Genomic DNA, 19987 nt, shown 5'->3' on the forward strand with positions numbered 1-19987 from the left:
TGGCCGCATGGGCTTCGGCATCCGGCGTGCCGCGACGGCCGCCGCGGTGGTCACGCTGGCCGCCACGGCGCTCACCTCATGCGCGAACGGCCCCGCCGAATCGGTGGACTACGCCGTCGACGGCGGGCTGATCAGCTACAACACCAACACGGTCGCCGGTGCGGCGTCGGGCGGTCCGCAGGCGTTCGCGCGGGTGCTGACCGGGTTCAACTACCACGGCCCCGACGGGCAGATCGTCGGCGACCACGACTTCGGCACCATCGCGGTGGTCGGGCGGGCACCGCTGGTGCTCGACTATCAGATCAGCGACGAAGCGGTGTACTCCGACGGTAAGCCGGTCACCTGCGACGACCTCGTGCTGGCCTGGGCGTCGCAGTCCGGCCGCAATCCGCAGTTCGACGCCGCCAACCGCGGCGGCTACAGCGACATCGCCTCGGTCGAGTGCGCCCCGGGACAGAAGAAGGCCCGGGTGTCGTTCGTCCCGGACCGCGGCTTCGTCGACTTCGGTCAACTGTTCGCCGCGACCGCGCTGATGCCGTCACACGTGATCGCCGACGAACTGGGCCTCGACGTCACCGCCGCGCTGCAGGCCGGCGATGTGCCCGCCATCGAGCGCATCGCCCAGGCGTGGAACACCACCTGGAACCTCGAACCCGGGATCGACCTGAAGAAGTTCCCGTCGTCGGGTCCGTACAAGATCGACTCCGTCGGCGAGGACGGCGCGGTCACCCTGGTGGCCAACGACAAGTGGTGGGGCGCCCCCGCGGTGACGAACCGCGTCACCGTCCACCCGCAGGGCGCCGACATCCAGGAACGGGTCAACGAGGGCGCCTACGACGTCGTCGACATCGCCGCCGGCTCGTCGGGCATCCTCAACATGCCCGAGGGCTACGTCCGCGAGGACAGCCCGTCGGCGGGTATCGAGCAGCTGATCTTCGCACCGCGCGGACCGCTGGCCGCCACGCCGGCCCGCCGGGCGCTGGCCCACTGCACCCCGCGCGACGTGATCGCCCGCAACGCCGAGGTTCCGGTGGCCAACGCGCGGCTCAACCCCGCCTCCGAGGACGCGTTCGCCGCCGCCGAGGCCACCCCCCAGGCCGGTGAGTTCGCCGTCGCCAATCCCGCGGCCGCCCGTGCAGCGCTGGACAACCGGCCGCTCACCGTGCGGATCGGCTACCAGAGCCCGAACGCCCGGCTGGCCGCCACGGTCGGCGCGATCGCCAACGCGTGCGCCCCGGCGGGGATCACCGTCGAGGATGCCGCCGGCCCGGAGGTCGGCCCGCTGTCGTTGCGCAACAACGAGATCGACGTGCTGCTGGCCGGCACCGGCGGTGCGCCGGGCAGCGGCTCGACGGGCTCCTCGGCGCTCGACGCGTACGCCCTGCACACGGGCAACGGCAACAATCTGAGCGGCTACTCGAACCCGCGCATCGACGGCATCGTCGGATCGCTGGCGGTGACCTCGGACCCCAAGGAACTCGCCCGTCTGCTGTCCGAGGGCGCGCCCATCCTGTGGGGGGACATGCCGACGCTGCCGCTGTACCGTCAGCAGCGCACGCTGCTGACCTCGTCGAACATGTACGCGGTGAGCAGCAATCCGACGCGCTGGGGCGCCGGCTGGAATATGGACCGCTGGAGGTTGTCGCAGTGACCCAGATCGCCGATCTGATCGAGTCGCTCATGCGCGAAGTGCCCGACTTCCCCGAACCGGGCATCGCCTTCAAGGACCTGACCCCGTTGCTGGCCGATGCCGAGGGCCTGGCCGCCGTCACCGACGCGCTGGCCGCATCCGTCGAGGGGGCCGACCTCATCGCAGGCATCGACGCCCGCGGTTTCCTACTCGGCGCCGCGGTGGCGCTGCGCCTGGGCACCGGCGTGCTCGCGGTGCGCAAGGGCGGCAAGCTGCCGCCGCCGGTGCACAGCCAGACCTACGACCTCGAATACGGCAGCGCGACGCTGGAGATACCGGCCGACGGCACCGACATCACGGGGCGCACGGTCGCGATCATCGACGACGTGCTCGCCACCGGTGGCACAGTGGTCGCCGCGCAGCGCCTGCTCACCAGCGGTGGAGCCACCGTGCGCAACGCCGCGGTGGTGCTGGAGCTGACCGCGCTGCGCGGCCGCGACGCCGTCGGGACACTGCCCGTCACCAGCCTCTACACGGTGTGAGCGATATCCTCGAAGTCTGTGCGATGACGAGGAGGTGTACTGATGGCTGACGACACGTCGACCTCCGCGCCGGTCACTGCGCCCCTACCGGTCGTCGACATCCCCGAACCGCCGGCGCCGGCGGAGCCGCCGAAGCAATCGTCGAGCGCCTCGCGCCGGGTGCGCGCCCGCCTCGCCCGCCGGATGACCGCTCAGCGCAGCACGGTCAACCCGGTGCTCGAACCGCTGGTCGCGGTGCATCGCGAGTTCTACCCGAAGGCCGACCTCACGCTGTTGCAACGGGCCTACGACGTCGCCGAACAGCGGCACGCCGACCAGCTGCGCCGGTCGGGCGACCCGTACATCACCCATCCGCTGGCGGTGGCCAACATCCTGGCCGAACTCGGTATGGACACCACCACGCTGATCGCGGCGCTGCTCCACGACACCGTCGAGGACACCGGGTACACGCTCGAAGCGCTGACCGCCGAGTTCGGCACCGAGGTGGGCCACCTCGTCGACGGGGTGACCAAACTCGACAAGGTCGCGCTGGGCACGGCGGCCGAGGGCGAGACCATCCGCAAGATGATCATCGCGATGGCCCGTGACCCGCGGGTGCTGGTCATCAAGGTCGCCGACCGGCTGCACAACATGCGCACCATGCGCTTCCTGCCGCCGGAGAAGCAGGCCCGCAAGGCCCGCGAGACCCTGGAAGTGATTGCCCCGCTTGCCCATCGGCTGGGGATGGCCACGGTCAAGTGGGAGCTCGAGGACCTGTCGTTCGCGATCCTGCACCCGAAGAAGTACGACGAGATCGTGCGGCTGGTCGCCGACCGGGCGCCGTCGCGCGACACCTACCTCGCGAAGGTCCGCGCCGAGATCGTCAACACCCTGACCACGTCGAAGATCAACGCCACCGTCGAGGGCCGGCCGAAGCACTACTGGTCGATCTACCAGAAGATGATCGTCAAGGGCCGCGACTTCGACGACATCCACGACCTGGTGGGCGTGCGGATCCTGTGCGACGAGATCCGCGACTGCTACGCCGCGGTCGGTGTCGTGCACTCGCTGTGGCAGCCGATGGCGGGGCGGTTCAAGGACTACATCGCCCAGCCGCGCTACGGGGTCTACCAGTCGCTGCACACCACGGTCGTCGGGCCGGAGGGCAAGCCGCTGGAGGTGCAGATCCGCACCCGCGACATGCACCGCACCGCCGAATACGGCATCGCCGCGCACTGGCGCTACAAGGAGAACAAGGGCCGCAACGGCGCGCCGGCCGGGCACGCCGCCGCCGAGATCGACGACATGGCCTGGATGCGCCAGCTGCTCGACTGGCAGCGGGAGGCCGCCGACCCGGGCGAGTTCCTCGAGTCGCTGCGTTACGACCTCGCGGTCCAGGAGATCTTCGTGTTCACCCCGAAGGGGGATGTGATCACGCTGCCCGCCGGGTCGACGCCGGTGGACTTCGCCTACGCGGTGCACACCGAGGTCGGGCACCGCTGCATCGGCGCCCGGGTCAACGGCCGCCTCGTCGCGCTGGAACGCAAACTCGACAACGGCGAGGTCGTGGAGATCTTCACGTCCAAGGCGCCGAACGCCGGGCCCTCGCGGGACTGGCAGAGCTTCGTGGTGTCGCCGCGCGCCAAGGCCAAGATCCGCCAGTGGTTCGCCAAGGAGCGCCGCGAGGAGGCGCTGGAAGCCGGTAAGGACGCCATCGGCCGCGAGGTGCGCCGCGGCGGACTTCCCCTGCAGCGCTTGATGAACGCCGAGTCGATGGCGGCGCTGGCCCGGGAACTGCGCTACGCCGACGTCTCCGCGCTCTACACCGCGGTGGGGGAGGGTCACGTCTCGGCCCGGCACGTGGTGCAGCGGCTGCTCGCGCAGTTCGGCGGCGACGACGCGGCCGAGGACGAACTCGCCGAGCGGTCGACGCCGGCCACCATGCCGGTGCGTCAGCGCAGCACCGACGACACCGGTGTCGCGGTGCCCGGTGCGCCCGGCGTGCTGACCAAGCTGGCCAAGTGCTGCACCCCGGTGCCGGGCGACCAGATCATGGGGTTCGTCACCCGCGGCGGCGGGGTCAGCGTGCACCGGACCGACTGCACCAACGCCTCGTCGCTGCAGGAGCAGGCCGAGCGGATCATCGACGTGGAGTGGGCGCCGTCGCCGTCGTCGGTGTTCCTGGTGGCCATCCAGGTCGAGGCGCTCGATCGGCACCGGTTGCTCTCCGACGTCACCCGCGTGCTCGCCGACGAGAAGGTCAACATCCTCTCGGCCTCGGTCACCACCTCCAACGACCGGGTGGCGATCAGCCGGTTCACGTTCGAGATGGGTGACCCCAAGCATCTGGGCCACCTGCTGCGGGTGGTCCGCAACGTCGAGGGCGTCTACGACGTCTACCGCGTCACCAGCGCGGCCTGATCACCGGCCCGGCATCAGCACGGTGCTGATCAGGCGTTTGACCCGGCCCGGGGCGCGGCCGTTGGCCATCCGCGAGGTGACCGCCTCGGCGATCTCCCGGCTCATCTCCGCCAGCTCGTCGTCGGTCAGCCACAGCGCCGCCTGCGAGTAGGCCACCCCGTCGGCGGGAAAGTCGATCTCGGCGCGCGCCAGGTAGCGGTCGAAGTCGGCGAGCAGCATCGTGGCGAACGCGGTGAAGGCCCGGCGGTGCTCGTCGCGGGTCATCGTGCGGGCGGTGTCCGGGGTGACCACGGCGCTCGGCAGGTGCAGCCGGTAGCTGCGCTCGACCGCGCCGCGCACCGGTCGCTCGTTGACGATCTGCAGCACACCCGCGTCGAGCAGCGTCGCGATGTGCCGGTACAGCGAGGCCGTCGGCACGTCGGGCAGCGCGTCGCGCAGCGCGGCGGTGGTCAGCACGCTGCCGTCGAGCAGCGCCTGCACGATGCGCAGGCGCAGCGGGTGCAGCAGCACGTCGGCGGTGGCCACGGGGCGAATGGTATCAACGCTGCTATTATTCTCATTAGTGAGAAAGGAGCCGTGATGGCGCAGGTGCGACGGGTGGGACAGGATCTCGAGGTGCGGCTGACGGTCGGCGAGAAGATCGCCGCGTTACGCGGGGACCTGCGGGTGCCGCTGTCGGCGGTGACGGCCGTGGACGTGGTCACCGAACCGCTGGCCGCGGTGACCGGTGCCCGGGCGCCGGGGCTCGGCCTGCCCGGACGCGCCAAGATCGGAACCTGGCGCCAGCGCGGCCGGCGGACGTTCGCGGTGGCGCGGGCGCACGTGCCGGCCGTGCGGATCGCCCTGAGCGGTCAGCGCGACGACGTGCTGATCGTCAGCCTGCCCGACGCGGAGGCGGTGGCCGCCTCGCTGCGCGCCCCCGCCCAGGGCTGACCGTTCCCTCGCGAGCAGCCGCAAAGTAGCCCTCCGCGAGTCTGTTTCGCGTGATATTGCGTCCGCTCGCGGGGACTCAGTCCAGGCGGGCGCTGGTGATCGTCACCTCGGCGGCGGGCGCCCCGTCCTCCCCGCCGTCGGCCACCCCGCGCGCGGCGATCTTGTCGAGGGTGGCCAGGCCGGTGGTGTCGATGGTGCCGAACACCGTGTGCGTCGGCGGCAGCTGCGAATCGCCGTAGACGAGGAGGAACTGGCTGCCGTTGGTGCCCGGCCCGTTGTTGGCCATCGCCAGGGTCCCGCGCGGATACTCGATCGGCCGGCGCAACCCGGGATCCGACAGCCGGTACTGGTTGGTCGGGTACTCGTTGGGGAAGCGGTAGCCGGGGCCGCCTGCGCCCGTTCCGGTGGGATCGCCGCACTGCAGCACCTTCATGGCCGGGGCGGTGGTCAGCCGGTGGCACTCCGTGTTGTCGAAGAAGCCCTGCTGCGCCAGGCTGGCGAAGTTGTTGACCGTGCAGGGCGACTTGGCGTTGTCGAGTTGCAGGCCGATGTTGCCCTGGCTGGTCGACACGCTGGCGCTCACCTGGGCCGGGTCGGTCGGCACGCGGCCGTCCCGCGGCGGGGTCACCGGCTTGTCCGCAGGCGTGCCACTGGCCGGGTACTGGCAATTGGCGCCCAGCCCGCGGGGCGGGTCGAACGCCGGCAGCTCGCCGGTGCCGTCCGGGGCGGCCGTGTAGCGCGGCGACTCGCCGGGGCGGTAGTGCTCCTCGACGGTCTGGGCGACCGCCAGCATGAACAGGATGCTCAGGACCACGACCACGATGGTCAGCGCCGTCAGCACGTAACCGATCACCAGCCCGGCGATCGCCAGCCCGCGGCCTTCCTCACCGCTGCGTTTGATCTGCGACAGCGACAGGTGGCCGAACAGTATGCCCAGCGGGGCGAACAGGATCCCGAACACCAGGGCGACGACGGCCAGCGAGTTGGTGGGCCGCGGCGCGCCGGGCGGCGGGTAGCCGCCCGGGTATCCGGGCGGCGGTGCCGGGTGGGGGTACGGTCCGGGCGGCTGACTCATCTCGCCGGATCAGTCCAGCAGCAGCGACGTGATCTGCACGTCGGTGGTCGGCGCGCCGTCCTGGCCACCGCCCTCGACACCGCCCGCGGCGATCTTGTCCAGGGTGGCCAGGCCGGTCTCGTCGATGGTGCCGAACGCGGTGTAGCCGGGCGGCAACTGCGAGTCCTTGTACACCAGGAAGAACTGGCTGCCGTTGGTGTCAGGGCCGGCGTTGGCCATGGCCAGCGTGCCGCGCGGGTAGGTCACCGGCTCCTGCAGCGCCGGGTCGTCGGGCTGGTACTGGTTGGTCGGGTACTCGTTGGCGAACCGGTAGCCCGGCCCGCCCGTGCCCTGTCCGGTCGGGTCGCCGCACTGCAGCACCGACAGGCTCGGGCTGGTGGTCAGCCGGTGGCACGGGGTGTCGTTGAAGTAGCCCTGCTGGGCGAGGCTGGCGAAGCTGTTGACCGTGCACGGCGCCTTGGCGTTGTCGAGCACCAGGCCGAGGTTGCCCTGGCTGGTGGTCATGCTGGCGGTGACCTGCGCGGGTTCGGTGGGCACCTGACCGGCGCGGGGCGGGTCGACCGGCTTGCTGGGATCCCCGGCGGCGGGGTACTGGCAGTCGGCGCCCAGGTTGGCCGGCGGGGTGAAGGGCGGCAGGGTGCCGTTGGCGGCCTGCTGCACCGGGGCGGCCGACGTGCTGGTGGACGCCTCCGCCGACGCGGTGTTCTCGCCGCTGTCCCGATTGGTGAGGACGATGGTCGCCACGACGGCCGCGATCACCACGACCGCCGCTGCCGCGGAGCCCACGATGGTCATGATCCGTCGCTTGCGCTCCTGCTGCGCCCGGCGCTCGAGTTGGCGTTCGAGTTTGCGCTTGGCCGCCGCGCGCCGTTGTTCGTTGGTCGGCACCGCCGCTGTCCCTTCTCGTTCACGCGGTCGTCTCCGCGTTCGGTCGGCACCGAGTGTGCCAAAAGTTGCTGAGTGTGCGGTGATCGACCCGCACAGAATCGGCGCCCGTCCCGGCATGGGAAACTGGGACACGTGTTGATCACCGGATTTGCGGCGGGCATGTTGGCGTGCAACTGCTACGTGCTGGCCGAACGACCGGGGTCGGACGCGATCGTCGTCGATCCCGGCCAGCGGGCGTCTGCGCCCCTGCGCCGGATCCTCGACGAACACCGCCTGACCCCGGCGGCGGTGCTGCTCACCCACGGCCACATCGACCACATCTGGTCGGCCCAGAAGGTCGCCGACACCTACGGCTGCCCGGCGTTCATCCACCCCGAGGACCGGTTCATGCTGACCGATCCGATCAAGGGTTTCGGTCCCCGCATCGGCCAGGTCCTGCTGGGCGCGATGTTCCGCGAACCCCGCCAGCTCGTCGAACTCGACCGCGACGGCGCCACGCTGGACCTGGGCGGGCTGGCGGTCACCGTCGACCACACGCCGGGGCACACCCGCGGGTCGGTGACGTTCCGGCTCGCCGGGGACACCGAGCAGGTCGCGCTGACCGGCGACACGCTGTTCCGGCGGTCGGTGGGGCGTACCGACCTGCCCGGCGGCAGCGGACGCGACCTGCTGGGGTCGCTTCTGACCAAGCTGTTGGTGCTCGACGATGACACCGTCGTGCTGCCCGGTCACGGGCCGCGGTCGACGATCGGCGCCGAACGGCGCACCAACCCGTTCCTCGAAGGACTGACTCTGTGACCGAGACCGCGTTCCAGGCACCCAAGGGTGTGCCGGACTACCTGCCGCCGGAGTCGGCGCAGTTCGTCGCCGTGCGTGAGGCGCTGCTGACCGCCGCCCGCCGGGCCGGCTACGGCCACATCGAGTTGCCGATCTTCGAGGACACCGCGCTGTTCGCCCGCGGGGTCGGAGAGTCGACCGATGTCGTCTCCAAGGAGATGTACACGTTCGCCGACCGCGGTGACCGGTCGGTGACTCTGCGTCCCGAGGGCACCGCCGGGGTGATCCGCGCGGTCATCCAACACCGGCTCGACCGCGGCCCGCTGCCCGTCAAGCTGTGCTACTCGGGGCCGTTCTTCCGTTACGAGCGGCCCCAGGCCGGCCGTTACCGCCAGCTGCAGCAGGTGGGCGTGGAGGCGATCGGGATCGACGATCCGGCGCTCGACGCGGAGGTGATCGCGGTCGCCGACGCCGGATTCCGCTCCCTGGGTCTCGATGGGTTCCGATTGGAGATCACCTCGCTGGGCGACGACACATGCCGCCCCCAGTACCGGGAGTTGTTGCAAGACTTCCTGTTCCGGCTCGATCTCGACGAGGAGACGCGGCGGCGCGCGGAGATCAACCCGCTGCGGGTGCTCGACGACAAGCGGCCGCACGTGCGGGAGATGACCGCCGCCGCGCCGGTGATGCTCGACCACCTGTCCGACAGCGCCAAACAGCACTTCGAGACCGTGCAGGCGCACCTGCAGGCGCTCGGGGTGCCGTTCGTCATCAACCCGCGGATGGTGCGCGGACTGGACTACTACACCAAGACCACGTTCGAATTCGTCCACGACGGCCTGGGCGCGCAGTCCGGGATCGGCGGCGGCGGACGCTACGACGGGCTGATGCGCCGGCTCGGCGGTCAGGACGTCTCCGGCATCGGGTTCGGCCTCGGCGTGGACCGCACGGTGCTGGCGCTGCGCGCCGAGGGCCGGGAGGTCGGCCAGGCGAGCACCTGCGACGTGTTCTGCGTACCGCTCGGCGACACGGCCAAACTCCGGCTCGCGGTGGTGGCCGCGCAGTTGCGCGCCGCCGGGGTGCGCGTGGACCTGGCCTACGGCGACCGGGGGCTCAAGGGCGCGATGCGGGCCGCCGACCGGTCCGGGGCGACGCTGGCGCTGGTCGCCGGTGACCGCGACGTCGAGGCGGGCACCGTCGGCGTCAAGGATCTCGCCACCGGTGAGCAGGTCGACGTGGCGGCCGACGACGTTGTCGGCGTAGTGGTTTCGCGCGTGAGCTAAGGCGCCACGGCGGAGCTGCGCGGGTCGACGAGGATCTTCGCGTGGTGCTCGGCGGCGCCGAGCACCTCGAATGCGGTGGCCACCCCGTCCAGCCCGACGGTCCCGGTGATGAGCGCGGACGCGTCGAGCCTGCCCTCGGCCAGCATGTGCAGGGTGTCGCGGAACTCCAGAGGCGTGTAACCGAAGACGAACCGCAGGTCGATCTCCTTACCGTTCGCCATGGCGGGGTGCAGGCGGTCCGCGCCCATGCAGACGCCGACCACGATCACCCGTGACTGCAGTGGGGCGGCGCCGATGATGCCGTCGATCACGCCGGGCACGCCGACACACTCGAAGACGACCGGGCGCTTGGGGCCCGCGGCGCCGAGCTTGTCGGCCACCCGGTAGAGGTGCGACCAGCCCGGCAGCCGTCGCAGCTTCTCCATCGAGCCGACGCCGAGTTCGTACAGTTGCGGGGCCGCGGTGATGGCGCCGGACTGACCGCTCGCCTCGTAGGGCGAGTCCACGGCCGGGTCGACGACGGTGTGGGCGCCGCAGCGGGTGGCCAGGTCGCGCCGGGTGGCCGAGAAGTCGCTCGCGACGATGGTCCGCACGCCGAGCGCCTTGAGGTGGCAGATCACGGCCAGTCCGACCGGCCCGCATCCGATGACGATCGCGGTGTCGCGCCGGCCGATCTCGCTGCGCCGCACCGCGTGCAGGGCGACGGCCATCGGTTCGGTGAGTGCGGCGGTGTCCAGGTCGAGCCCGTTAGGGATGGCGAAGCTCATCGAGGCCTCGGCGAGCACCTGTTCGGCGTACCCGCCGGGGGCCAGCGGTGACAGTCCGGTCAGGTGCACGCTGCCGGCGGCGCGCACCAGCGGGAACGACACCACCGGGGTCCCGGGCGCGAACTCCTTGCCGACCCCCTTGCCGCGCTCGGCCACCTCACCGCAGAACTCGTGGCCCATCACCACCGGTGTGTCACTGCGCATGAAGTCGGGGTAGCCGACCCCGGTCATGACGTCGGTCAGCTCGTCGGCGTGGTCCTTGGCGTGCAGGTCCGACCCGCAGATGCCGCAGCGCCGGACGTCGAGCACCAGTTGGCCGCGCGCGGGACGGGGTGCGGGCAGGTCGACCACCGCCAGGGTGCCCTGTTCACAGCTGACAGCTCTCATCGGCGCTCCGAGTTCATGCGGGCAGTATGCGCCGTCGCGCACGTCGGGTAGAGCAGCCCCGGCGTGCTTCACCGGATTGCATACGAAACCGTCGTATAGGCACCGCCAGGGCATTGACAGCCGTCAAATCGGCCCTAATGTATACAAAATGGTGGCGTCCACGATGGCCGCAGCGGCCGGCCCGACAAGCGAGCACGACGATCTGCGAGCCATGGTGCGCGCGTTGGTCGCCAAGGAACTCCCGCTGGCCGACCTGCGCGACGCGGATCCGGCGACGGCGCGACGGGCGGGCTGGTCGTCGCTCGCCGCCCTGGGGTTACTGGGCATCGCGGTGCCCGAGCAGTACGGCGGCAGTGGCGCGGGTCTGGTCGAGCAGGCCATCGTGTGCGAGGAACTCGCCCGTGAGCTCGTGCCGGCCCCCTATTTCGCCACCGCCTGCCTCGCCACCGCAGCGCTGCTGTCCACCCGGGACGACGCGGCATGCGCGGACCTGCTGCCCGCGCTGGTCGAGGGGCGCCGCACCGCCACGCTGGCCCGGACCCGGGGCCGCGCCACGCGCGACGGTGGCCGCTGGCGGGTCGACGGGCAGCTGCGGCACGTCCCCGACGGCGCCGACGCCGACCTGGTCCTGGTGGTCGCCGACACCCCCGACGGCGCGACGCTGTTCGCGCTCGACGGCGAAGACGGCGGGCCGGCGCGCCACCGGCTCGACTGCCTCGACCCGACCCGGCCCACCGCTCATCTCACCGTGGCCGGCGCGTCGGCCCGTGCCATCGGCGAATGCGGTGCGGGCGAACGCATTCTGGCCGAGGTGCGGGTCCAGGCGATGACACTGCTGGCCGCCGAACAGGCCGTGATCGCCGAGCACTGCGTGGAGCTCACCCGCCGCTACCTGCTCGACCGCAGGCAGTTCGGCAGGCAGATCGGCTCCTTCCAGGCGCTCAAACACCGCCTCGCCGACGCCGCGGTGCGCGCCGAATTGGCTTCCAGCAGTGCGTGGTACGCCGTTCGCGGCCTGGCGGATCCCGGTGGTGCCACCGCGGAGGCGGTGTTCGCGGCGCACGTGGCCGCCGCCCACTGCGGGGACGCCGCGGTCAGCAACGCCGTCGAGATGATCCAGCTGCACGGCGGCATCGGCTACACCTGGGAACACGTCGCGCACCTGTACGTGCGGCGCGCCAAGGCCGACCAGTACCTGATCGACACGCCGGCCGCCCACCGGGCGCGGCTCGGCGACCTGGTCGCCGGCCGGCAGCCGGGCGCCGCCGCGGCCGAGGTGACGCCCGCCGGCGGTGACAGCCCGGTGCTCGCCGAACTACGGGACTGGCTGGCCGCCCACCTCACCCCGGAGGTCGCCGCGGACACCGCGCCGCCGCCGGCCGGTCATAAGTACACCGACACCCGGCGTCAGTGGTACCGCGAACTCGGTGCGGCGGGCTGGGCGACACCCACCTGGGCACGCGAGCACGGCGGACGCGGACTGGACCGCGAGGCCGGCGGCGCGGTGGTCGAGGAGCTGCGCCGCCGCGGTGTCGACCGCCCCGAGGAGGACTTCGTCGGTGTCTGGCTGGCCGGCCCCACCATCGCCCTGTGGGGCACCGAGGAGCAGCGCGAGACCTATCTGCGCCCGCTGGCGCTCGGCGAGCACCGGTGGTGTCAGCTGTTCAGCGAACCGGGCGCGGGATCGGATCTGGCGTCGCTGTCGACGTCGGCCGTCGCGATCGACGGGGACCGGTGGCGAATCAACGGGCAGAAGATCTGGAGCTCTTTCGCCGACACCGCGGACTACGGCCTGCTGATGGCCCGCACCGATCCGCAGCTGCCGAAACACGACGGCATCACGTACTTCCTGCTGGACATGCGCACGCCGGGTGTGGAGGTGCGGCCGCTGCGGCAGATGACCGGCGACGCCGAGTTCAACGAGGTGTTCCTCACCGACGTCGTCATCCCGGATGCGGCGCGGTTGGGCCCGCGGGGCGCCGGCTGGAAGGTCGCGATCAGCACCTTGATGCAGGAGCGCAACAGCCTGACCGGATCACCGGTCGTCGGGCCGGGGGTGGCCGACGCGCTCATCGCCGAGGCCGTCGACGCGGGTGCGTGGGCGACGGCCGACGTGCGACATCGCCTACAGGATCTGCTGGTCGACGAACGCGCCCTGCAGGCGGCCACGTTCCGGGCTGCCGCGACGCCCGATCGTGATCCCGGGGCGATCGATTCGGTCCGCAAACTGGTCAGCGCCGACCTGCACGAACGCGCCGAACGGGTCCGCGTCGACCTGCGCCCCGACCTCACGCTCGGCTGGCCCGCCGGCGATCCGATGCCTGCGGGCACCCGCTCGTTCCTGGAGATGAAGAAGTACTGCATCGCCGGCGGCACCTCGGAGATTCAGCGCAACATCATCGCCGAACGGGTGCTCGGTCTGCCCCGCGACGTCGACCCGGACCGCGGTCGCCCCTACAACGAACGGACCCACCGGTGACCCCCGAGCCGACGGTGACGCTCTCCGCGGCCGCGCCGGGCGTCACGTTGCTGACACTGCAGCGGCCCGCGGCCCTCAACGCGCTCGACGGACACCTCATCGCCGACCTGCGCGCGGCGCTACACCGCATCCGCGACGACCGGGACTGCCGCGTGGTGGTGCTCACCGGCGCCGGCCGGGCCTTCTGCGCCGGGCTGGACGTCGACTTCTACGCCCAGCGGGTCGCCGATCCCGCCCAACGCACGCCCGCTGCGCGGATGGCGCTGCAACAGGACATCGCCGGGCTGGTGACCACGCTGCGCGCCCTGCGCCAGCCGGTGGTCGCCGCCGTGAACGGGGCGGCCGCAGGCGGCGGGATGGGGCTGGCACTGGCGTGCGATCTCCGCGTGGTCGCCGACACCGCGGCGTTCCACTCGGCGTTCATCCGGCTCGGCTTGGGCGGCACGGACATCGGCGTCAGCTGGCTGCTTCCGCGGATCGTCGGCGCCACCATAGCCTTCGAGATCATGCTGACCGGTCGGCGCGTCGGCGCGGTCGAGGCGCTGTCGATCGGGTTGGTCAACCAGGTGGTGCCCGCCGACGAGCTGCCGGCCGCCGCGCTGCGGCTGGCCGGGCAGATCGCCGGTCACAGCCCGATGGGTTTGTGGATGACCAAGGAGGTGATGTGGGCCCAACTCGAGGTCGGCAGCCTGCAGGCCGGCCTGGATCTGGAGAACCGCAGTCAGGTCGTCACCACACTGACCGCCGACCACGACGAGGCGGTCCGCGCCTTCCTGGAGCACCGCGCACCCGCGTTCACCAACACCTGACAGGAGCCGATACCGACATGATGACAGGCGAGCAGTACAAAGAATCGCTGCGCGACGGGCGCCGGATCTACCAGGACGGCAAGCTGGTCGACGACCTCGACACCGATCCGCTGCTGGCGCCCGCACTGGACGCGGTGGCGGCCGGCTACGACGAGTATTACAGCGGCGGCGCAGACGCGGTGAACCCGTTGGTCGAGGCGCCGCACAGCGTCGCCGAACTGCGGGAGCGGGTGCCGGTGCTCACCGAGATGGACCTGCTGCTCAACGTGACCTACCAGTCGCTGATGACCCTGGTGGTCGCGGCGATGCGGCTGTCGGAGTATCCGCAGTTCGTCGAGCGGATCAACGCCTACGTCGAACGGGCCCGCCGCGACGACATCCGCATCGCCGAGTGCATCACCGACTCCAAGGGCGACCGCTCCAAAGCCCCTGCCGGACAGCCGGATCCCGATCAGTACGTGCGGGTGGTCGAGCGGCGCCCCGACGGTGTCGTCATCCGCGGCGCCAAACTGCACATCAGTGCCGCACCGTTCGCCCACCACCTCATGGTGATGCCGACCAAGTCGATGAAGCCGGGGGAGGAGGACTACGCGATCGCCTGCGCGGTGCCGGTCAACGCCGACGGGGTGCACGTGATCAGCCGGACCGTGCACGCGCGCGGCGGCGACGAACGCGACTACCCGCTCAGCGCCCGCCGCAGCATGCCCGACGGGTTCGTGGTGTTCGACGACGTGTTCGTGCCGCATGAGCACGTCTTCCTCGACGGAATCGCCGACCGGGCCGGGGTTTTCGCCCACTCGCTCGGGTTGTGGGAGCGCCTCGGCGGCACGGCGGTGATGGTGGAGCAGGCCGACGAGATGGTGGGGCTGGCCCAACTGATCGCCGAGGCCAACGGCACCGCCAGGATCGCCCACGTGCGCGAGAAGATCGACGAGCTGATGATCCACGCGACCAACCTGCGCGCCGGGATGGAGGCCGCGATCAGCAACGCCCACACCACACCGGAGGGGTACTACTATCCCGACGACCTCTACACCAACGCCACGAAGTACCTCGGCGCGGCGAACTTCAATCTGATGGTGCGCCACCTGCACGACATCGCCGGCGGCGGGGTGATCACCACACCGTCGATGGCCGACCTCGACAACCCCGACATCGGCGAGCATCTGCGCAAGTACCTCACCGGATCGGCCGACGTACCGGGCGAGGTGCGCGCCAAGCTGTTCCACGCGATCCGCGACAGCACCGCCGACTCCTACGGCGGCTGGCATCTGGTGACGAACGTGCAGTCCGGCGGCGGCTTGTTCGCGCAGCGGCTGGTCACCCGCAAGCACTACGACATGGATCGCGCGAAGCGACTGGCCCGCCGGGCCGCAGGCCTTGCGTGAACGTGAACGTGGACGTAGATTGGCGGTATGCGCTTCGGAGTCTTCATAGCCCCGTATCACATGGTCGGCGAGAACCCCACGCTTGCGCTCGAACGCGATCTGCAGCTGGTGGAGGCGGTCGAGGACCTCGGCTACGAGGAGGCCTGGTTCGGTGAACACCATTCTGGCGGAACGGAGATCATCGCCGCACCGGAGTTGATGATCGCGACGGCCGCGGCGCGGACCAAGCGCATCCGGCTCGGCACCGGCGTGGCCTCGCTGCCGTACCACCACCCGTTCATGTTCGCCGACCGCATGGTGCAGCTCGACCACCTCACCCGCGGGCGGCTCATCGTGGGCGTGGGCCCCGGTGCGCTGCCCGGCGACGCCTACATGATGGGGATCGAGACCACCCGGCAGCGCGACATGATGCTCGAGGGCCTCGAGGCGGTGCTCGCGCTGTGGCGGGACGAGGAACCCGTGACCCGCGAGACCGACTGGTTCACCCTGCGCGACGCCCGTCTGCAGCTTCGGCCCTACAGCCGTCCGGGCATCGAGGTCAGCGTGGCGGTGACCGCGTCACCGTCGGGACCGGTGGCCGCAGGCAAGTTCGGGGTCGGCCTGCTGTCGATCGCGGCCACGCAGCGAAAGGCGTTCGACGCGCTGGCCCGCAACTGGCGGACCGCCACCGAAACCGCCGCCGCGCACGGCAACACGGTCAGCCGCGAGGGCTGGCGGCTGTGCGGGCCGATGCACATCGCCGAAACCGAAGAGCAGGCCCGCCGCGACGTGGAAAAGGGGCTCACCCAGTGGGTGGACTACTTCCAGAACGTCGGCGCCATCCCGATTCTCGGTGACTTCGACCCGGGTGAGGACATCGTGTCCGCGGTCAACGAGACCGGGGTCGGTGTGATCGGCACGCCGGAGATGGCCGTCGAGCAACTGCGTCGCCTGCACGAGAAGTCCGGCGGGTTCGGCACCTACCTGCTGATGGCCCACGAATGGGCCAACCGCGAGGCGACGCTGAAGTCCTACGAGCTGATCAGCCGCTATGTCATGCCGAAGTTCCAGGACAGCCTGGAACCGCTGGAGCGCAGCCGGGACTGGACGATCTTCCACCGCGAACGGCTCATGGGCAACATCTACAGCGCCATCGCCGGCGAGACCCAGAAGTTCCTCGCCGAGCGCGACGCCCGCCGCGCGGAAGCCGAAGCCCTGCCCGCCGCCACGTGACCGACTTCGGGGTGCTGCTGTTCCCCAACGTCGGGTGGGACACGCTGATCGACCGGTGCGAGCAGGCTGAGCGCCTCGGGTTCCGCAGCCTGTGGATCGACGACCACATCGTGAACCCGGCGGCGCCTCGGGCCAATTGGTTGGAGGCGCTCACCACGCTGGCCGGCATCGCGACGTGCACCCACCGCATCCTGATCGGTCCGCTGGTCGCGAACGTGGTGCTGCGCCATCCGGTGATGCTGGCGCGCCAGGCCCTCGGCATCGACCAGATGTCGGGTGGCCGCCTGCAGCTCGGGCTGGGCGCGGGCTACGCGCCGACCGACCACGCGACGGTGCAGACACCGGTCTGGCCGGCCGCGGAGCGGGCCGAGCGGTTCGCCGAGGCAGTGGGCCTCGTCGACCGGCTGCTCCGCAGCGAATCCGTCGACCACAGTGGACGGCATTACCGCGCCGACCACCTGCGCCTGCGCCCGGCGCCGGTGGCGGCGCCACGGCCACCGCTGTGCGTGGCCGCGCACCGCCGCGAGAGCCTGGAAGTGGTTGCGCGACATGGGGACATCTGGAGCTCCTTCGGCGGGTGGGGGCTGTCGTCCGCCGAACTGATCGCGGTGACGAAGTCCCGCTCGGCCGCGCTCGACGAGTTCTGCGCGGCCGCCGGCCGCGACCCGCGCACGGTCCGGCGCCAGATCCTGGCGGGCAACCCGGCGACCACCCCGGATCCCATCTGGTCGTCGGTCGGCGCCTTCGAGGACTGGGTGGCCCGCTGGGCCGAGATCGGCATCGACGAGATCGTGCTGTACTTCCCGCCGGAGGTCCTCTACGCACCCGAGCTGGTGGACCCGGCCGTGCTCGACCACCTCGCGGCGACACTGTTCGCGCGCCGCGCGGGCTAGGTGATCAGCGCGCCCCCGTCGACGGCGAGGGTGGCGCCGCTGACGAACGACGCGGCCGGACTGGCCAGGAACAGCACCGCGGCGGCGACCTCCTCGGGGGTGCCCAGTCGCGCGGCCGGCACCCGGGTGGTCACGAACTCGTCGTTGAAGCCGTCGGGCGTCAGCTCGGTGAGGCCCGTCGAGAGGAACCCCGGTGCGATCGCGTTGACCCGGATGCCCTTGCGGCCGGTCCACTGCCGCGCCAGGTCGCGTGTCAGCCCGAGCAGGCCCGCCTTGCTCGAGACGTACCCGGCCTGGGGCAGGGCGGTGGTGGTGAGCCCGAGGATGCTGCTGATCATCACGACCGCCGATCCGGGTGCCATCACCCGGCCGCACGCCTGGCTCATCCAGTACGCACCCATCAGGTTGACCTCGACGGTGCGGCGGAACTGCTCGGGGTCCTCGCGGGTGGCCGGCGCGGCGGTACCGACACCGGCGTTGTTGACCAGCACGTCCACCCGCCCGAACGTGCCCATCACCTCCGCGACCGCGTCGTCACAGTCCCGGGGGACCGCGACGTCGGCCCGCACGGCGGTGCTGTCGATGCCGTCCGCGGTCAGCAGCGCGCACTGGGCGCGCACCTCGTCGATGCGCCGGCCCGCCAGGGCGATCCGGGCGCCGGCGGTGCCCAGCGCCCGGGCGATGGCCATACCGAGCGCGGAGGTGGCGCCCGTGACGACGGCGACCTGCCCGTCGAGCCGGAACCGTTCGATGACTGCGACGGTCACGACGCGTGGGTGGTGCGGGCCGGCTGGTCCTGCAGCGCGAGCAGCGAGTCGCGGCCCTGCATGATGTGCTCGGCCATCAGCGCACCGGCCCGCTGGGCCTCGCCCGCGGCGATGGCATCGCGCACCATGCGATGGAAGAGGTTCGACCGTTCGCTCTGCGCCCGGCTCTGATGGCGGAACACCTGGTACACCAGCGGGATGTCGACGGCGTGCACCAGCAGCGCCGACAGCCGCCGGTGCTGGGCGCCGTCGACGATGGCCTGGTGAAAGGCGTTGTTGGCGGCGGTGATCTGGCGCAGCCCGATCTCGGGGGCGACGTCGGGGTCGGCCACCGCCTCGATGCCCGCGTCGAATTCGGCGATCGCATGGTCCAGCTCGGCGATGCCGTCGGCGGTCATCCGCATCGCGGCGCGTTCGGCGGCCAGGGACTCCAGGCGCGCGCGCAGTTCGTACAGGTCGCGGATGTCGGTCTCCGACATCGTCGCCACCACCGCGCCGCGGTTGCGTTCGATGGTGACCAACCCGTCGGCGGCCAACGCGCGCAACGCTTCCCGCACCGGGGTGCGGGACAGGTCGAACATCTCCCCGATGCGCTGTTCCACCAGCCGGGAACCCGGCTCGAACTGCCCCTCCACGATCGCCCGCCGGATCAGCCGGTAGGCACGCTCCGAGCGGCCGCGCGGGATCGCCGGATCGGTCACCTCACGCACCGCCCGAGGTGGCCGCACCGATGTCGAGCACCTCGCCGTCTGCGGAGGACACCTCGACCACCGGGTCGTCGCGGTCGTCGAACTCCAGCCGCAGCGCGCGCGACATGATCGCGTGCATCACGTACATCGTTGTGGTGTAGGTGAACTCGAGGATCTCCTGGTCGCTGAACACCGCCCGCAACTGCGTGAACAGCGTCTCGGGGACGCGTCCGTGCTGGGCGGCCAGGCAGTCGGTGTAGGCGAGCAGGAGCCGTTCGGTGTGGTCGAAGCAGTCGGCGGTCTGCCAGGACGGGATCGCGGCGATCTTCTCCTCCGACAGGCCCGCCGACCGGCAGGCCTTGCAGTGCTGGGAGAAGACGAACTGGCTGCCGACCACCCAGCCCGCGCGGATCTGGCCGAGTTCGCGGTGGTCGGCCCGGATCCTGACCTCCTGGCGGTAGAGCCGGAAGCCCCGCACGGCGTGGCGCAACGCGGCGGGAGACTGGGCGAACACCGTCCACCAGTCGCCGGTCGTGCCGCCGACCGCCCCGGGTTCGGCGACCGGGTCGCGGTCGCCGAACATGAAGTCGTACATGCTGCGGGTGAAGTCGTCGCCGACCTCGGCCCTGGGCACTTGGTTCAGACGTGGCACGGTGGGCTCCTGTTCAGCCGGCGGGGACGATCGTGCGGCCGGCGAAGCGCCAGCGACCGTCGTTTCTGCGATAGGTGTCGTGGTAGCGGCCGACCATCGGCGGTTCGCCGTTGGCCCGCATCAGCAGGAAATCGACCACGCCGGAGGCGGTTTCGCCGTCGATGTCGAACTCGTGGTTAACACACAGGTGCCGGCCGCCCGCTGTCGCGGCCGCGATGGCGGTGAAGAACGTGCTGAGCTGCTCGTGACCGGTCGGCCGCTGACCGCCGAACTCGACGGTCGCGTCGGGGTCGAAGAGGTCCAGCAGCGCATCCATCGCGCCGTCATCGAACCGGTGGCAGTACTGGGCGGTGAGCTTGGCCAGGGCGGCGTCGTCGGTCATCGCGCTCCCATCGTCGAGTCGAACCGGATTGTAT

At 71.1% G+C, this 19987-nt stretch carries 19 protein-coding genes; 11 read left to right on the forward strand and 8 right to left on the reverse strand.

Annotated elements, in window-relative coordinates:
- The first annotated feature begins 7 nt into the window (after positions 1-7).
- Genes E4P42_RS09900 through E4P42_RS09910 form a run of 3 tightly spaced genes read left to right on the forward strand, consistent with a single transcriptional unit; the run spans position 8 to position 4572 of the window.
- Positions 8-1651, forward strand: coding sequence for an ABC transporter substrate-binding protein (locus E4P42_RS09900; protein ID WP_135125994.1), 1644 nt, complete (start codon positions 8-10; stop codon positions 1649-1651).
- Positions 1648-2172, forward strand: coding sequence for an adenine phosphoribosyltransferase (locus tag E4P42_RS09905; protein WP_135125670.1), 525 nt, complete (start codon positions 1648-1650; stop codon positions 2170-2172). Before E4P42_RS09900 ends, E4P42_RS09905 begins: the two co-directional genes overlap by 4 nt.
- Positions 2173-2214: 42 nt before the next feature.
- Complete coding sequence (locus tag E4P42_RS09910) at positions 2215-4572, forward strand: bifunctional (p)ppGpp synthetase/guanosine-3',5'-bis(diphosphate) 3'-pyrophosphohydrolase (protein ID WP_135125672.1); 2358 nt, start codon at positions 2215-2217, stop codon at positions 4570-4572.
- Here E4P42_RS09910 and E4P42_RS09915 read toward each other — a convergent pair whose 3' ends face one another.
- Positions 4573-5097: a helix-turn-helix domain-containing protein gene (locus E4P42_RS09915; RefSeq protein WP_135125673.1), complete on the reverse strand. Its 525-nt coding sequence runs from the start codon at positions 5095-5097 to the stop codon at positions 4573-4575.
- Between the two features lie 54 nt (positions 5098-5151).
- Here E4P42_RS09915 and E4P42_RS09920 point away from each other — a divergent pair, with 54 nt between their 5' ends.
- Positions 5152-5505, forward strand: a complete 354-nt coding sequence (locus E4P42_RS09920) for a hypothetical protein (protein WP_135125675.1) — start codon at positions 5152-5154, stop codon at positions 5503-5505.
- A 76-nt stretch (positions 5506-5581) separates the two neighbouring features.
- Here the strand turns inward: E4P42_RS09920 and E4P42_RS09925 are convergent, their stop codons facing one another.
- A complete protein-coding gene (locus E4P42_RS09925) occupies positions 5582-6580 on the reverse strand; it encodes a peptidylprolyl isomerase (protein ID WP_135125677.1) in 999 nt (332 codons plus the stop codon).
- 9 nt (positions 6581-6589) lie between these two features.
- Positions 6590-7468, reverse strand: coding sequence for a peptidylprolyl isomerase (locus E4P42_RS09930; protein ID WP_135125679.1), 879 nt, complete (start codon positions 7466-7468; stop codon positions 6590-6592).
- Positions 7469-7600: 132 nt separating this feature from the next.
- Here E4P42_RS09930 and E4P42_RS09935 point away from each other — a divergent pair, with 132 nt between their 5' ends.
- Both E4P42_RS09935 and hisS read left to right on the forward strand, forming a co-directional pair.
- Positions 7601-8266 carry an MBL fold metallo-hydrolase gene (locus E4P42_RS09935; protein WP_135125681.1) on the forward strand — a complete coding sequence of 222 codons (666 nt, stop codon included), beginning with the start codon at positions 7601-7603 and terminating at the stop codon, positions 8264-8266.
- A complete protein-coding gene (hisS, locus tag E4P42_RS09940; protein WP_135125683.1) occupies positions 8263-9528 on the forward strand; it encodes a histidine--tRNA ligase in 1266 nt (421 codons plus the stop codon). Before E4P42_RS09935 ends, hisS begins: the two co-directional genes overlap by 4 nt.
- Here the strand turns inward: hisS and E4P42_RS09945 are convergent.
- Positions 9525-10682: a zinc-binding dehydrogenase gene (locus E4P42_RS09945; protein WP_135125685.1), complete on the reverse strand. Its 1158-nt coding sequence runs from the start codon at positions 10680-10682 to the stop codon at positions 9525-9527. The genes hisS and E4P42_RS09945 overlap by 4 nt on opposite strands.
- Before the next feature lie 148 nt (positions 10683-10830).
- On the opposite strand from E4P42_RS09945, the gene E4P42_RS09950 reads away from it, so the two are divergent.
- The 5 genes from E4P42_RS09950 to E4P42_RS09970 are packed head-to-tail and all read left to right on the forward strand — an operon-like array spanning position 10831 to position 17463.
- Positions 10831-13161, forward strand: coding sequence for an acyl-CoA dehydrogenase (locus E4P42_RS09950; RefSeq protein ID WP_167759430.1), 2331 nt, complete (start codon positions 10831-10833; stop codon positions 13159-13161).
- Positions 13158-13970, forward strand: a complete 813-nt coding sequence (locus E4P42_RS09955) for an enoyl-CoA hydratase/isomerase family protein (protein ID WP_135125689.1) — start codon at positions 13158-13160, stop codon at positions 13968-13970. The genes E4P42_RS09950 and E4P42_RS09955 overlap by 4 nt, the downstream gene beginning before the upstream one ends.
- Before the next feature lie 17 nt (positions 13971-13987).
- Entirely contained in the window at positions 13988-15358 is a 1371-nt protein-coding gene (locus E4P42_RS09960; RefSeq protein WP_135125691.1) for a 4-hydroxyphenylacetate 3-hydroxylase N-terminal domain-containing protein, read from the forward strand.
- Positions 15359-15385: 27 nt separating this feature from the next.
- Positions 15386-16570: an LLM class flavin-dependent oxidoreductase gene (locus tag E4P42_RS09965; protein WP_135125693.1), complete on the forward strand. Its 1185-nt coding sequence runs from the start codon at positions 15386-15388 to the stop codon at positions 16568-16570.
- Complete coding sequence (locus tag E4P42_RS09970) at positions 16567-17463, forward strand: LLM class flavin-dependent oxidoreductase (protein ID WP_167759431.1); 897 nt, start codon at positions 16567-16569, stop codon at positions 17461-17463. The genes E4P42_RS09965 and E4P42_RS09970 overlap by 4 nt, the downstream gene beginning before the upstream one ends.
- Here E4P42_RS09970 and E4P42_RS09975 read toward each other — a convergent pair.
- From E4P42_RS09975 to E4P42_RS09990, 4 genes are read right to left on the reverse strand one after another with little or no spacing between them, the layout of a single operon-like run.
- Positions 17460-18230: an SDR family NAD(P)-dependent oxidoreductase gene (locus E4P42_RS09975; RefSeq protein ID WP_245233964.1), complete on the reverse strand. Its 771-nt coding sequence runs from the start codon at positions 18228-18230 to the stop codon at positions 17460-17462. The genes E4P42_RS09970 and E4P42_RS09975 overlap by 4 nt on opposite strands.
- Positions 18227-18931, reverse strand: a complete 705-nt coding sequence (locus E4P42_RS09980; protein WP_167759432.1) for a GntR family transcriptional regulator — start codon at positions 18929-18931, stop codon at positions 18227-18229. Before E4P42_RS09980 ends, E4P42_RS09975 begins: the two co-directional genes overlap by 4 nt.
- 1 nt (position 18932) lies before the next feature.
- The gene (locus E4P42_RS09985; protein ID WP_135125699.1) at positions 18933-19571 is read right to left on the reverse strand and encodes a carboxymuconolactone decarboxylase family protein; all 639 of its coding nucleotides are present in this window, start codon (positions 19569-19571) and stop codon (positions 18933-18935) included.
- Positions 19572-19584: 13 nt separating this feature from the next.
- Entirely contained in the window at positions 19585-19953 is a 369-nt protein-coding gene (locus tag E4P42_RS09990; protein ID WP_167759433.1) for a nuclear transport factor 2 family protein, read from the reverse strand.
- Positions 19954-19987 lie beyond the last annotated feature (34 nt).

The organism is Mycobacterium sp. PS03-16 (assembly GCF_004570325.1).
Lineage (GTDB): Bacteria > Actinomycetota > Actinomycetes > Mycobacteriales > Mycobacteriaceae > Mycobacterium.

What these genes read in the sequence shown, in the direction of transcription:
- E4P42_RS09900 (WP_135125994.1), top strand. Translation starts at nt 8, where the DNA reads ATGGGCTTCGGCATCCGGCGTGCCGCGACGGCCGCCGCGGTGGTCACG.
- E4P42_RS09910 (WP_135125672.1), top strand. Translation starts at nt 2,215, where the DNA reads ATGGCTGACGACACGTCGACCTCCGCGCCGGTCACTGCGCCCCTACCG.
- E4P42_RS09920 (WP_135125675.1), top strand. Translation starts at nt 5,152, where the DNA reads ATGGCGCAGGTGCGACGGGTGGGACAGGATCTCGAGGTGCGGCTGACG.
- E4P42_RS09925 (WP_135125677.1), bottom strand. Translation starts at nt 6,580, where the DNA reads ATGAGTCAGCCGCCCGGACCGTACCCCCACCCGGCACCGCCGCCCGGA.
- E4P42_RS09945 (WP_135125685.1), bottom strand. Translation starts at nt 10,682, where the DNA reads ATGAGAGCTGTCAGCTGTGAACAGGGCACCCTGGCGGTGGTCGACCTG.
- E4P42_RS09950 (WP_167759430.1), top strand. Translation starts at nt 10,831, where the DNA reads ATGGTGGCGTCCACGATGGCCGCAGCGGCCGGCCCGACAAGCGAGCAC.
- E4P42_RS09960 (WP_135125691.1), top strand. Translation starts at nt 13,988, where the DNA reads ATGATGACAGGCGAGCAGTACAAAGAATCGCTGCGCGACGGGCGCCGG.
- E4P42_RS09965 (WP_135125693.1), top strand. Translation starts at nt 15,386, where the DNA reads ATGCGCTTCGGAGTCTTCATAGCCCCGTATCACATGGTCGGCGAGAAC.
- E4P42_RS09990 (WP_167759433.1), bottom strand. Translation starts at nt 19,953, where the DNA reads ATGACCGACGACGCCGCCCTGGCCAAGCTCACCGCCCAGTACTGCCAC.